The following is a 12927-nucleotide window of genomic DNA, read 5'->3' as shown; positions in this document are numbered from 1 at the left end:
GCACCACCTCCCACAAACAGCAAGAGGAACAGCCTGCCCGACACATGCTTAGAACCGACGGATTACACGGCCAACGTTCAAAGACGAGGCACTAGCTCCAATAGACCAGACCCGGACCCTGTCGCCGTCAACTGGCGAGGTGGCCGGTGGCCCGCAGCAGCGCCCGGCTGAACCGGTTGAGGTCCACGCTCTGGAGCTGCGACCGGGTGAACCAGTCCAGCTCGCTGATCTCCTCCTGGTCCGGGACCGGTGTCCCGTCGACGATCCCTGCCTCGTAGACGGCGGGGACGTAGGCGACCCGATCGCCGTTGGCGTAGGTCACCTCGTAGTCGGTGCCGCCGAGCACCGCCAGCAGCCGCGGCTGGCTGATCTGGACGCCGATCTCCTCACGGATCTCGCGCACGGCCGCCTCGGCCGCGGATTCTCCGATGTCGACCGCACCTCCGGGCACCGCCCAACCGTTCTGCTCGCCGGTGTGACGTACGAGCAGGAGGCGTGCGTCGTCGTCGACGACGAGGACCACCACCGACGGCAACTGGATCAGCTCGTGGCCGATGACGGCCCGCAGCCGAGCCAGGTGCGACGAGATAGCCATCCGGACACGGTAGCCGTCACACCTCGCGGCAGTCGCTCTACCAGGCACGACACGCACAGTTACCACTGTCGCAGCGGCAGCTGACGACTCACCCGCTCGGTGCGGTCGCCATCAACCGGAACCGGCTGGACTGGGCCTCGTACAGGCGACGTCGTTCCTGGGAGGGGAGCCGGCACCCCGGGACACCGAGAGGAGCCCACGGAGGTAGACCTTGTCGGCATCATGCCCGAGGACCTCGGTCCGGACGTCTTCCGCGCGTTGCGACGAGGTGGGGCAGATGGGCTGCCCAGCCGGCGTACCACCGTGCCGAGCAGATCGTCGATTCGGAAGTAACCGACCTGACGCGAGTCGAAGCTGGCACTTCGGTTGTCTCCGAGGAGCACCAGCCGTCCTGCGGGCACGCGGTCACCTGCTGGCCCGATGGACGGCGGCACGACCTCGCCCGCGACGGCGGCCACCCGCTTGATGACACAGGACGGCCGAGCGGCTGCGGTGCTGCGGGCCGCCGCCGTGCGCAGCACGACCACGTCACCTGCCTGCGGTCTCTGTCCACGCCTGATCAGCACCCGGTCGCCCTCCGAGAAGGTCGGCTCCATGCTCTGGCCACGGACCGTCACCACCATGAACCGCCTGCTGAGCCGGGACCACGCGACCATCGCGCGGCCCAGCGCCGCCAGCAGCAGCACGCCACCCACGACCCGGATCGGTACGCGGGCGCACAGCAGGGCGACTCCGGCCACCCAGAGCGCCACCTCCACCACCAGGGCCGCCCGGCGGCTCGTTGCCCGTCCCGCACGGGAAGCATGTCCCGTCGACCTGGGACCTGTCGTCACCAGGCTCATGTGATCGCCACGATCCTCGGACGGGCAGACCGCTCGGCCTGCGGCGTGTCGGGCTGGTCCTGTCCCCCGGTGCTCTGATAGCCGGCGGCCTGCAAGCGGAAGAGCCGGGCGTACGCCCCGTCGGCAGCCATCAGGGAGGCGTGGTCACCCTCCTCCACCAACCGCCCGTCGGCCAGTACGACGATGCGGTCGGCATCCCGTACCGCACCGAGCCGGTGTGACACGAGCACGTTGGTCCGGCCGGCGCGATGCCGGCGCAGTGAGTCGTGTATCTCGGCTTCGGCCTCGGCGTCCAACCCGGCGCTGGGCTCGTCCAGGATCATCAGGTCACACCGGTCGCGCAGCAGGGCTCGCGCCAGGGCCAGCCGTTGCCACTGCCCGCCCGACAGGACGACACCGACCTCGGGCTCGTCCCGGTCGTCGGTCGGACCGGAGAACGTCCGGGACAGCAGCGTGTCGTAACCTCGGGGCAGACCGTCGAGTACGTCGTGGACCCCGGCCCGGCGGGCAGCGGCCTCGATCCGAGCCCGGTCGTGGAGAGCGTCGATGTCTCCGAGGGCGATGTTCTCCGCTGCCGACAGGTCGTACTGCATGTAGTCCTGGAACACGGCGGCCACCCGTTGTCGCAGCGCGGTCACCTCGACGGTGCGGATGTCCACGCCGTCCCAGAGCACCGCGCCGCGGGTGGGGTCGTACAGGCGACACAACAGTTTGGCGATCGTGGACTTCCCCGCGCCGTTGAGCCCGACCACCGCGAGCGTCTCGCCGTACGGAATCCGCAGGTTGACGCCACGGAGGATCCACGGATGCCCGTCGGCGTAACGGAACCACACGTCGCGGAACTCGATCTCGCCGGACAGCCTGGGCACCGGTGGCGCCGCCCGCACCACCGGGAGGTCCGGCCCTGCGGTGGCGACCGTGCGAAAGTGCCCGAACATGAGTACGGCCTGATGTGTACGGGCGAACTCACCGGCCAGCGATGCCAGCGCTGCCTGCACACCCGCGACGGCCGCCACGAAGAGTGTGATGTCACCGATCGACAACGCCCCTCGAACGGCCGCGTCGACGGCCCACAACAGCCCCGCGCCCGAGGCGAGCCCTGCCAGCAGCCCGAGCGCCGACTGGACGAGTGCCTCCCGACGGTCCACCGCGCGTTTCGCCGAGTTTGCCGAGCGCCGTGCGGCGAGCATCAGACCACGCAGGAACGCGCCCGTGCCGAAGAGCCGGATCTCCTTTGCCGCCACCACGTTCGACAGCAGCTGGCTGTAGAACATCTCCCGACGCTCAGTCGGGCCGACCTGCCAGAACATTCCGGCCCGCAGCCGGGACAGCGCCATCTCGGCACCGAGGGCCGGCAGACCCGCGCCGACCACCAGGAGCGCCATCAGCGGGTCGATCACCAGCAGCGAGACCAGGAAGCCGGACATCAGAATGATGCTCCGGCCGCTGCCCAGCAGGCCGTCGACCACCTGATTGGGCATCGACCCCGCGCTCATCTGTGCCAGCCGTAGCCGATTCAGGAAACCCGGGTCCTCGAAACGCCCCAGGCCGACGAAGCGCTCCACCGCGGCGTACAGCCGGTCCTGGGCGAGCAGGCCGACCTCGCGATCCATCTCGGCGCGTAGGTACTGCGACGAGTGGGGAAGCAGCCCGACCAGCAGCGCGGTCACCGCAACGCCGACGGCCACCACGACCACGGCCGGGTCGACGCCGGCAGCCGACCCGGCCAGGTGGTCGAGCAGGGTCTTCATCAGCCATGCGACCGCCACCGGTAGCAGTGCGTCCAGCACCGTCAGGGCCAGGTAGCAGGCGAGCGCCCGCGGTGCGGCCCGGACGGCGATGGCCCCTGCGGCGAGGACCGACCTGGCCAGTTCCCTGATGCCGACCGGTGGACGGAAGGCCAGGTCGGAACTGGCCGACCCACCTTCTTCCTCGTCCGCCGGCCGGCTGCCCCGGGAACTCATGCCGCGGCGACCAACTCGGCCCGGCTGAGGTCCACGTTGTCGTCGGTGACCACGAGCCGCCCGTCGGCCAACGGGTCGACCATCAGCACGGACGGATAGCCCTTGATCTTGAACGCGGTGGGGAGAACCCCCTCGTAGTCCCCGAACACCACCCTGGCCACCGGCCGCAGCGCCGACACCAGGCTCTCGGCGTCCGCCGCGTCCGCTCCGGCCACCACGGCAACGACCTGGTCGCGCCCACCCGGCATCGTCGCGGCGTGGTCGACGAACTTCGGCAGCGCCGCCCGGCACGGCTGACAGCCCACCGAGAAGAACCCGACGACCGTGCCCGCCGGCAGTCGGTCCGCGCTGAGCCGCCGCCCCTCCACGTCCTCAATGGAGAAAGCGTCGATCGCGTCACCGACCGTCAGGTCGTGCGACGGGTTCTCAACCGCTTTCAACAGCTCGGTGTGCTCGCGGAGCCGCCTGATGACACCGAGCGTGAGAACCAGGTCGAGCACACACACCAGGCCGACCAGAATCACAGCGGCGATAAGAAAGAGCATCCGATTCTCCTCGTCTTCATCGACCTTCCCGGCGGCCCGGGGAGGGCCTCGGTGAGGTCTGAAAGAGATCGACAAAAATGTCGAGTTTGACGATCAGCAGGGCGAGCAGGGCTCCCGCGCAGACCGCCACCACGACGCCGTCGGCGTCCATGGGTCCATCGCCGCGGCTGGCGATGACGCCCGCCGCGCCCAGCACGGTCAGGAAGGCGTTACGGAACACGTGGCGAGCGCCCAACGGGCTGCTGGACGCGCCGAAACACCGGCAGGAGACGGCGTCCGCGCGGCGGTTGACGAGCACGACAGCCGCGGTCAGCCCGATCAGCAGCAGCGTGGCCAGACCCAAGCCGATCGAGGCGACGCCGGCGGCCGGGGAGGCGAGTAACACGCACACCGAGGACTCGGCGGCCAGCACCAGAAGTGCCGTTGGCCGGGCCAGACCCACGGGCAGCAACCGCATGTCACGTATCGAGGCGACGAACAGACCGAAGCCACCCCGGGGCGCCACCTTACCGACGACGGCGCTCAGAAACACCATCACCAGCAGGCAACGAACACCGATCGCAAGGTACTGCACCGCAGGCATCCTCTCCAGCGCGATCACGCGGACCCGCCCGGCGGGAGGAGGCTTCCGCCCTCCCGCCGGACGGCATCAGAGCGTCGGTCAGTAGTAGCACTGGTAGGGTGCCTTGCACCCGTATCCGCTCCGGCAGCACGCGGTGCAGGCGGCTCCGCCGGCGCACTGGTAGCAGCTCGGGAAGAACTTCGGACCCCACGGGGACGAGCACGTCGCCGCCGAGGCCTCCACCGCGGGCACCAGCCTGGCCAGAAGCCTGCTGCCCAAAGACTCGATCTTCGAGATCATCGAACACTCCTCACACGTCCGGGCGGCCCCCGTCGACCGCGCCACTGGTGCAAAGGTGCCGGGCGGGCCTACAGGAAAGCTGGAGAGAAGCTTGAATTCCTGTCCGGCCGTCGCCCCGAACCGAACGACGACCGGGGCCGCCACTGGCGGCCCCGGCCCCGGTCAGGTCAGCTTCCGCAGATGCCGTACGCGTTGAGGCTCCACGAGCCGGCGAAGCCGTCAGCGTCCTCGTCCGCCCGCACCCGCGCGGTGTTCCCCCCGGTGATGTTGATCGCGGTCAGCAGTACCTGACCGTTCCCGGCGTTGATGTCCGCACCCGCGCTGTAGAGGCCCTTGCCGGCCGGGCACGCCTTGAGGTGGGTGGAGGACGGGTCGCTCGCGCTCGTCCCCGTCGTCACGACCCGCTCCAGCCCGGCGGGTCCGTTGGCGCAGACCGCGATCGAGGTGGCGCTCCAGCCGGCCGGCGAGGTGCCCTGCACCGCAACCGCCCGGACGGTCACCGACGTCAGGTCGAACGACGGCACCACCTGGTCGAGCACGACGTCGCCCAGCCCGCTGTTGATCCGCCCACCCATGCCGATGACCTTCTTGGTCCCGCAGCTCGCCGTGACGAACTCCGTTCCGACCGCCCCCGTCGCGGCCACGACCTGGTAGCCGGCCGGCGCGGTGGCACACTGGGCGAGGGCCTGTAGCCCCCAGTCGCCCGCGAAGTTGACCGGGCCCGCCTCCCGCATGGTCACGAAGAACCCGGTGCCGTTCGCCAGCGGCTCCAACCGGTCCAGCCCGACCCGTCCAGCGGCCGACGAGCCGGCGGGCAGGAAGCCGCCACCCCCGGTGACCACCTTGCCGGCCGGGCAGGACGCGAACGCGGACTTGTCCAGACTGCTCTCGGCCGCCGACTGGGTGACCGTCTCCAGCCCCGCCGGTTCCGCCGAGGCCGGTGTCGCCCAGCCCATGCCGGCCACCACGGCAGCCGTCGACACGACGGCCGTCAGCATGCCCCGTCCCTTGGTTACTCGCATGTCGCTCTCCCTGTCCGCCTGGGCCGACGCCGTGCCGGCCTCGCCCGCCGGACTCTCGGGTCCGACGGCTGAGGAGAGCCTGGGCGGGCTCGCTTGTCGTCCGCTATCCGACCGCTTGGCGCCGGCCGTGCCGTCCGCGTCGTCCATAGACTGTGATCGTCCGATCACGACTGATGAGGAAAGCCATGCGGTGGTCCCTCCTCGGCCTCGTCCAGGTGACCGCCGGAGGGCGGGTCCTTCCCATCGACCGCCCTCAGCAACGCGCGGTGCTCGGGCTGCTGCTCCTCAACGCCGACCGGTTGGTGTCCCTCGGGCAGATCGTCGCGGCGCTCTGGGCCGACGACCCTCCGGCCAGCGCCCGGACCCAGGTCCAGGTCTGCGTCTCCCGGATCCGGTCTGCCCTGCGCGAGGCGGGTGCGGCCGATCTGCTGACGACGCAGGGCGGTGGCTACCGGCTCGCCGTACGCGTCACCGATCTGGACCTCGCCGAGTTCACCGCGGCGGTCGAGCGGGCCCGCGCCGAGGAGGCGGCCGGTCGCGGTGCGGAGGCGGCGCGACTGCTGCGCGACGGCCTGGCGCTGTGGCGGGGGCCGGCGCTGGCCGGCGCGACCGGCGCCTTCGTCGACGCTGCCGCCGCCGGCCTGGACGAGCAACGGTTGCTCGCGTACGAACGGCTCGCCGCCGTGGAGCTCGGCCTCGGCCGGTTCGCTGCAACCGCGCGTACCCTGCGCCCCCTGGTGGCCGAGCATCCGCTGCGGGAGCCGCTGGTGGCCGGGTACCTGCTCGCCCTGGCCGGCTGTGGCCAGCAGGCCGCCGCGCTGCGGCTCTACGCCGACACCCGCCGCCACCTCGTCGACGAGTTGGGCGTGGAGCCCGGTCCCGAGTTGAGCGGGGCCCACCTGCGGGTGCTGCGGGGGCAGACGCCAACCGAGCCCTCACCCGCGAAGCCGGGCGGCCGGCCTCCGGCGCAGCTTCCCAGCGCCCCCGCCTGGTTCACCGGCCGCGCGGCGGCGCTGCGACAACTGGACGCGCTGCTGCCCGCCGAGCCGACCGGCGACGCCCGGGACGGCGGCCCATGCCGCGCGGTGGTCATCTCCGCCATCGCCGGCACCGCCGGGGTCGGCAAGACCACCCTCGCGGTGCACTGGGCACATCGGGTCGCGCACCGGTACCCGGACGGGCAGCTCTACGTCAACCTGCGCGGGTTCGACCTCGACGGCCGGGCCGTGTCGCCGGGTGAGGCGCTGCGCGGCTTCCTGGAGGCGCTGCACGTGCCGCCCCCACGGATGCCCAGTGACCTGCCCGGGCAGGCCGCGCTGTTCCGGACCCTGCTCGCCGACCGGCGCGTCCTGGTGCTGCTCGACAACGCCCGCGACGACGAGCAGGTGCGACCTCTGCTGCCGGGCTCCTCGGGCAGCCTGGTCGTGGTGACCAGCCGCAACCGGCTCACCGGCCTGGTGGTCAACGCCGGGGCCCACCCGGTGACGCTGGACCTGCTTCCGCCGACCGAGGCCCGGGAGCTGCTGGCCGGTCGGCTCGGTCGCGGGCGCGCCGCGCGCGACACGGCGGCGCTGGACGAGATCGCGCGCCGCTGCGCCGGCCTGCCGCTGGCCCTGGCCGTCGTCGCGGCCCGCGCCGTCGGGCAGCCCGACGTGCCGCTGACGGCGCTCGCCGCCGAACTGCGGGACACCGACTCGGAGCGGCTCACCGCGTTGGCCACCGGCGACCCCATGACCGACGTGCGGGCGGTGTTCTCCTGGTCGTACCGGGCGTTGGCCGCCGACTCGGCCCGGCTGTTCCGGCTGCTCGGGCTGCACCCGGGTCCCGACGTCGGACGGGCGGCGGTGGCCAGCCTCGCAGGCCTGCCGCCCGCTCGGGTCGGCCCACTGCTGGCCGACCTCACGCGGGCGAACCTGCTCACCGAGCGCACCTCGGGCCGGTACGCGATGCACGACCTGCTTCGCGCGTACGCCTGGGAGCTGTGTCAGGACGCCGATCCCGAGGTCGAGCGCACGGCCGCCCGACGCCGCCTGTTCGACCACTATCTGCACGCCTCGCACGCAGCGGACCACCTGCTCGACCCGTACCGGTTGGCGCGGCCGGCCGCGCTGCCGCCGCCCGCGCCGGGGGTGACGGTCGGCGACCGCCCGGAGCACGCGTGGGCGACCGCGTGGTTCGCCGCCGAGCACCACGTGCTGCTGGCCTGTGTGGAGCAGGCGGCGGACACCGGCCTGGACCGGCACGCGTGGACGCTGGCGGCGGCCCTCACCACGTACCTCGATCGCAGCGGGCACTGGCCGGAGCTGGCCGGCGCGCAGCGGACCGCCCTGGCGGCGGCGCTGCGCCGCGGTGACCTGGCGGGTCAGGCCCTGGCGCACCGGGGCCTCGCCATCGCCTGCACCTGGTCGGGCGATCACGAGGCGGCGCACCGGCACTACCAACGCGACCTGGAGCTGTACCGCGAGTTGGGCGACGACACCGGACGGGCGCACACGCACCTCGGTGTGAGCTGGGTGCTCGCACGGCAGGGCCGGCTGCGCGCCGCTCTCGACGAGACCAGGCTGGCCCTCGACCTCTACCGGGCGACCGACTACCGGGTCGGGCAGGCCAAGGCGCTCAACAATCTGGGCTGGATGCACGCCCGGCTCGGCGAGCCAGGGCCGGCGCTGCACTGCTGCCAGGCCGCCCTGCGGCTGCACGAGCAGACCGGCGACCGGCACGGCGCGGCGCTGACCTGGGACAGTCTCGGGTACGTCCGGCACGGCCTCGGCGACCACGACCAGGCTGCGGACTGCTACCGGCGGGCGTTGGCGCTACACCGGGAACTCGGCGACCGGTACGACGAGGCGGAGGTGCTGGACAACCTGGGCGACGGCCTGCGGGCCGCCGGTGACCTCGACGCCGCGCGTCGGGCGTGGCGCGAGGCGTTGACGATCTTCGACGAGCTGCGCCATCCGGACGCCGACCGCCCACGGGCCAAACTGTCGGCACCGGCGGTCCCCGCGGCGTCCGCGGGCGGCGAGTTCTAGACGACGAGGTAAGACCGCACGGGCCGGACACTGCGGCTGCGGATCTACGAGTCGGGTCAGCCGGGCATGGCATCCGTACGATCCCGGACATGCCTGATCCTGCCGAGCGGTTCGGCCAGCTTGGCGACGAATACGAGTCCCGGAAGCGGGCGGCAGACGCGCTCGTTGAGGGCTGGGACTGGTACACCTGGCCGGGCCTTGATCTGCGCCCGTTGCACTTCGAGCGGGATCTCCTCAAGCCTGGGCGTCGCCTGGACGACCGTCCGCCGGAGAATCGGGATGTCCTGCGGATCGGGTTCGATGCCCGGGGGCGCCTGACCGTGATCGCGGAGTACAGCGGATTCCTGCACGGAAAGCTGCACGCCGAGAACCCACGCAGTTGTCGATCGGCATCAGCGTGGCTACCGAGGCTGAGCGCGGCGACCTGAGCGCGATCGATGCCCAGGCTGCCTGGGTGGTCGAACTCGCCAACGGGCCGCGACGCTGCCGCCAGCTCCAGCGCGCCATCGACGGGATCTCCCAGCGCATGCTGACCCTCACGGTGCGCCGCCTGGAACGAGACGGCCTCGTCCTTCGGACCGCGTACCCGACCGTGCCCGTCCAGGTCGACTACCGCCTCACCGAGACCGGCACAAGCCTCACCCATCTCGTCAAGGCGCTCGCCGACTGGTCACTGGCACACCGCGCCGTCATCTCCGAAGCCCGTCAGGCCTATGACAGCGACCACCCCGACAACGAGATCCGCTGACGCACGTGCACACCGACCTCGAATTTCTCGACGAGTGAGATCAGGTGCTGTCACGGTGCCGGCGGGCTTCGATGTCGCGCAACACCTCCGGGTCCCATTGGCTGGCATTCCAGTCGGCGCTGGTCGGAGTGGGTGACAGCGGCCACGCCGGGTCCTGCCCGGCGACCGGCGAGTACTGCCCCGCGATGACCCGATCGACCTGGGCGATCAGCCGCAGAACCCGCGTCCGGCTGTGCAGCACGCCGCCGATCAGCGCGGCCGCTCCGAGGGTGCGCAGGGCCGCCTGACCGAACAGGACGGCCGGGACGGTCCGGTCGGTGGCCATACAGGACATGGCGGTGCTCAGGACCAGGCAGGAGGAGAAGACGCGCAGGCCCCAGTGGCGGCTGTAGGAGCGGCCCGGGGAGCCGTTCGCTTCGGCGATCCGACGAGTGGCGCGGCCCCAGATCAGCCCGCTGACAGCCAGGCCGAGGATGGCGACGACAAGGATCAGGCTGGCCACGACGAACCCGATCGCGGCGCCGGTGCTGGCCGAGGACAACCGCAGCGGCCGGGCAGGGTCGCTCGATGCGCTGCCGAAGATGGCTGCGGCGATCGCGGCTAGCGCGTAGAGGATGGCGAACCCGGCCACGAACCAGGTCGCGACGTCCCAACCTGCCGCCCTGGGCGCGGGCGGAGGCGCCGATGACCGACACGTATGACCTTGTTCGGGGCTTTCGAGTTCGGTCCCGCATGTCGTGCAGCGCACAGTGTTCTCCTCAGCGGCGCAACCAAGCCTCTGCCAGCCAGGATGAGCTCGATATCTCACGTCATCACGCGCAGGACGACGGGCCCGTCGGGTGCGGCGCCTTGAGGATCATGCCGGGTCGGGACCGGCCCGGCGACCCCGATACCCACGGCACGAGGTCGGCCGAGCCTCATGCTGCTTTACTATGGCACTAGGAAAGCAGTTAAGGAGCGACCGTGTTCGTCTTCCGGCTCGACACCCACTCCGGTGTGCCGCCGTACCTGCAACTCGTCCAGCAGGTCCGCCAGGCGGTGCTGCTGGGCTTCCTCCAACCCGGCGACCGACTCCCGCTCATCCGCGAGGTGGTCGAGGACCTGGCGATCAATCCGAACACGGTCGCCAAGGCCTACCGGCAGATGGAGCAGGAGGACCTGGTCACCGGCCGGCCCGGCCAGGGCACGTTCGTCAACGAGCAGCAGTCGGCGGTGATGTCGGCATCGACGTACACCTCGCTGCACCGCGGCCTGGCGACCTGGCTGCGCCGCGCCTACGCGGCCGGCCTCGACGAGCAGGCGGTCAACGCGCTCTTTACTTCCGTCCACCGGCAGACGAGGAATGAGGACGTGGCGTGACAGCCGTCGATTTGGCGCTGCGCACCGACGGCGTGGGCAAGCGGTACCGGAAGGGCTGGGCGCTGCGCGACTGCACACTGGCCCTGCCGGCGGGCGGCGTGATCGCGCTGGTCGGGCCGAACGGCGCGGGCAAGACCACGCTGCTGCGCATGGCCGTCGGATTGCTGGCGCCGAGCACCGGCACGGTGGAGGTCCTCGGCCACGACGTCACCGCCAGCACCCCGCAGACTCTGTCCCGGGTCGGGTTCCTGGCCCAGGACCACCCGCTGTACAGGCGCTTCACCGTCGCCGAGATGCTCCGCTTCGGCCGGGCCTGCAACCTGCGGTTCGACCAGGGGCTGGCCGAGCGCCGACTGGCGAAGCTGGGCATCCCGCTCGACCGCAGGGCCGGTACGCTCTCCGGCGGGCAGCAGGCCCAGGTGGCTCTGGCTCTGGCGCTGGCGAAACGGCCGGACCTGCTCGTCCTCGACGAGCCGGTGGCCAGCCTCGACCCGCTGGCCCGGCACGAGTTCCTACAGGTCCTCATGGGCGCGGTGGCCGACGGCGGAGTGACCGTCCTGTTCTCCTCCCACGTCCTGCACGAGCTGGAGCGCGTCTGCGACCACCTGGTCGTGCTCAACCAGGGCCGGGTCACGCTCACCGGCGACATCGACACCCTCCTCGCCGAGCACCGGCTGCTCGTCGGCCCGCGCACGGCCACCGACCTCGACCGGGCCGGCACCGTCGTGGAGGCCGTCCACAGCGACCGGCACACGACCCTGCTGGTACGCGACGGCGCGCTCCCGGCCGCGCCCGGGTGGCAGACCCAGCCGGTCGCACTGGAGGACCTGGTGCTGGCGTACCTGCGCCGGCCGTCCGAGCCGAGCGGCGCGAACACGTCGGGGGTGGCGGCATGACGTGGTTGATCTGGCGCCAGCACCGGACCGAGGTCTTCGTCCTGGGTCTGCTCGTCGGCCTGTTCGGCATCGCCCTGCTCGTGCTCGGGACACAGGCCCACGACCTTTTTCCCGGCGGTCCCGCCCGGTGTGCGGGAGAGGCCGGTGTCAACGAGGGCTGCACGGCCTCCTTCCGCCGGCTCGACGAGGAGTACGGGTACGTCGAGAACCTCCTGGCGGCCTTCTATCTGGTCCCCGTCGTCATCGGTGCGTTCCTCGGTGCGCCACTGCTCGCCCGCGAACTGGAGGACGGCACCTGGCAGCTCGCCTGGACGCAGGCCGTGCCGCGCATGCGTTGGCTGGCGGCCAAGCTCGCGGCACTGGCCGGCGTCACCGTCACGCTCACCGGGGCATTCACCGCCGTGCTCACCTGGTTCCGTCAGCCATTCGACGCCTGGGAAGGACGGTTCCAGTACGACGCCTTCGACCTGGAAGGACTCGTTCCGCTGGCGTACGCGCTGTTCGCGTTCGGCGTCGCCACCGCCGCCGGGGCGATCCTGCGGCGCAGTCTGCCCGCGTTCGGCGTCGCGTTCGGGGCGTTCCTCGCCGCCCGGATGGCGGTGGCGCTGTTGGCCCGTCCCGCGTACGCCACCCCAATCACCACCATGGCGCCGGTCCCCGTCGGCGACGCGACGGACCAGGCGGGGCACCGACCCGTGCCCAGCTTCGCCGGCTGGATGATCGAACGCGGCTACGCAGACGCCACCGGGCGGAGGCTGAGCTCGACCGAGTACCTCGAACTGGAGGACGCCGCCAACCGGACCGGCACCAACCTCAACCAGTTCCTGCACGCGCGGGGCATCCAGCAGTTCGGTGTCTATCACCCGGCCGACCGGTTCTGGACGTTCCAGCTCGTCGAGGCGGCCCTGTTCGTCGCCGTCGCGATGGTCCTGATCGGTGTGGTGGTGTGGCGGGTACGCCGCCGTGTGATCTAGACGAGTAAGTCCGAAGTCTGGTCAGTGGTCGTAGGCGATCAGGGACCTGGTCACGGGTTGGCCGGTGGTCCGGTTATGCCAGATCGCGGCG

At 71.4% G+C, this 12927-nt stretch carries 14 protein-coding genes; 7 read left to right on the top strand and 7 right to left on the bottom strand.

Going from position 1 to position 12927, the window contains the following annotated elements; genetic code table 11:
- Positions 1–127 precede the first annotated feature (127 nt).
- Together ACGFH9_RS30595 and ACGFH9_RS30590 are read right to left on the bottom strand one after the other, a co-directional pair.
- Positions 128–595, bottom strand: a complete 468-nt coding sequence (locus tag ACGFH9_RS30595; RefSeq protein WP_393226277.1) for an NUDIX domain-containing protein — start codon at positions 593–595, stop codon at positions 128–130.
- Positions 596–654: 59 nt separating this feature from the next.
- Positions 655–1191, bottom strand: a complete 537-nt coding sequence (locus ACGFH9_RS30590; RefSeq protein ID WP_393226280.1) for a S26 family signal peptidase — start codon at positions 1189–1191, stop codon at positions 655–657.
- On the opposite strand from ACGFH9_RS30590, the gene ACGFH9_RS30585 reads away from it, so the two are divergent.
- Positions 1190–1441 (top strand): hypothetical protein, encoded by a 252-nt coding sequence (locus tag ACGFH9_RS30585; RefSeq protein WP_393226283.1) that lies wholly within the window; start codon positions 1190–1192, stop codon positions 1439–1441. The genes ACGFH9_RS30590 and ACGFH9_RS30585 overlap by 2 nt on opposite strands.
- Here ACGFH9_RS30585 and ACGFH9_RS30580 read toward each other — a convergent pair.
- From ACGFH9_RS30580 to ACGFH9_RS30565, 4 genes are all read right to left on the bottom strand, one after another.
- Entirely contained in the window at positions 1434–3401 is a 1968-nt protein-coding gene (locus ACGFH9_RS30580; protein WP_393226274.1) for an ABC transporter ATP-binding protein, read from the bottom strand. The genes ACGFH9_RS30585 and ACGFH9_RS30580 overlap by 8 nt on opposite strands.
- Positions 3398–3946, bottom strand: coding sequence for a TlpA family protein disulfide reductase (locus tag ACGFH9_RS30575; RefSeq protein ID WP_393226271.1), 549 nt, complete (start codon positions 3944–3946; stop codon positions 3398–3400). The genes ACGFH9_RS30580 and ACGFH9_RS30575 overlap by 4 nt, the downstream gene beginning before the upstream one ends.
- Before the next feature lie 16 nt (positions 3947–3962).
- Positions 3963–4547 (bottom strand): MauE/DoxX family redox-associated membrane protein, encoded by a 585-nt coding sequence (locus tag ACGFH9_RS30570; RefSeq protein ID WP_393226268.1) that lies wholly within the window; start codon positions 4545–4547, stop codon positions 3963–3965.
- Positions 4548–4975: 428 nt separating this feature from the next.
- Positions 4976–5830, bottom strand: a complete 855-nt coding sequence (locus tag ACGFH9_RS30565; RefSeq protein WP_393226267.1) for a hypothetical protein — start codon at positions 5828–5830, stop codon at positions 4976–4978.
- A gap of 185 nt (positions 5831–6015) precedes the next feature.
- Between ACGFH9_RS30565 and ACGFH9_RS30560 the strand changes: the two genes are divergently transcribed.
- The 3 genes from ACGFH9_RS30560 to ACGFH9_RS30550 all read left to right on the top strand — a co-directional run bounded on the left by ACGFH9_RS30560 (position 6016) and on the right by ACGFH9_RS30550 (position 9607).
- Positions 6016–8859, top strand: a complete 2844-nt coding sequence (locus tag ACGFH9_RS30560) for a BTAD domain-containing putative transcriptional regulator (RefSeq protein ID WP_393226264.1) — start codon at positions 6016–6018, stop codon at positions 8857–8859.
- 89 nt (positions 8860–8948) lie between these two features.
- Positions 8949–9287, top strand: a complete 339-nt coding sequence (locus ACGFH9_RS30555) for a hypothetical protein (RefSeq protein WP_393226261.1) — start codon at positions 8949–8951, stop codon at positions 9285–9287.
- Positions 9239–9607, top strand: a complete 369-nt coding sequence (locus ACGFH9_RS30550; RefSeq protein WP_393226258.1) for a winged helix-turn-helix transcriptional regulator — start codon at positions 9239–9241, stop codon at positions 9605–9607. The genes ACGFH9_RS30555 and ACGFH9_RS30550 overlap by 49 nt, the downstream gene beginning before the upstream one ends.
- A gap of 40 nt (positions 9608–9647) precedes the next feature.
- Here ACGFH9_RS30550 and ACGFH9_RS30545 read toward each other — a convergent pair whose 3' ends face one another.
- Complete coding sequence (locus ACGFH9_RS30545; RefSeq protein ID WP_393226256.1) at positions 9648–10238, bottom strand: hypothetical protein; 591 nt, start codon at positions 10236–10238, stop codon at positions 9648–9650.
- Positions 10239–10570: 332 nt separating this feature from the next.
- Between ACGFH9_RS30545 and ACGFH9_RS30540 the strand changes: the two genes are divergently transcribed.
- Genes ACGFH9_RS30540 through ACGFH9_RS30530 form a run of 3 tightly spaced genes read left to right on the top strand, consistent with a single transcriptional unit; the run spans position 10571 to position 12836 of the window.
- Entirely contained in the window at positions 10571–10966 is a 396-nt protein-coding gene (locus ACGFH9_RS30540) for a GntR family transcriptional regulator (RefSeq protein WP_393226253.1), read from the top strand.
- Positions 10963–11862, top strand: a complete 900-nt coding sequence (locus tag ACGFH9_RS30535) for an ABC transporter ATP-binding protein (protein WP_393226250.1) — start codon at positions 10963–10965, stop codon at positions 11860–11862. The genes ACGFH9_RS30540 and ACGFH9_RS30535 overlap by 4 nt, the downstream gene beginning before the upstream one ends.
- Positions 11859–12836 (top strand): ABC transporter permease subunit, encoded by a 978-nt coding sequence (locus ACGFH9_RS30530; protein ID WP_393226247.1) that lies wholly within the window; start codon positions 11859–11861, stop codon positions 12834–12836. The genes ACGFH9_RS30535 and ACGFH9_RS30530 overlap by 4 nt, the downstream gene beginning before the upstream one ends.
- Positions 12837–12927 lie beyond the last annotated feature (91 nt).

Source organism: Micromonospora sp. NPDC049102, assembly GCF_043197485.1.
Taxonomy (GTDB): Bacteria; Actinomycetota; Actinomycetes; order Mycobacteriales; family Micromonosporaceae; genus Micromonospora.
This window is presented reverse-complemented; position numbering and strand designations above follow the sequence as displayed.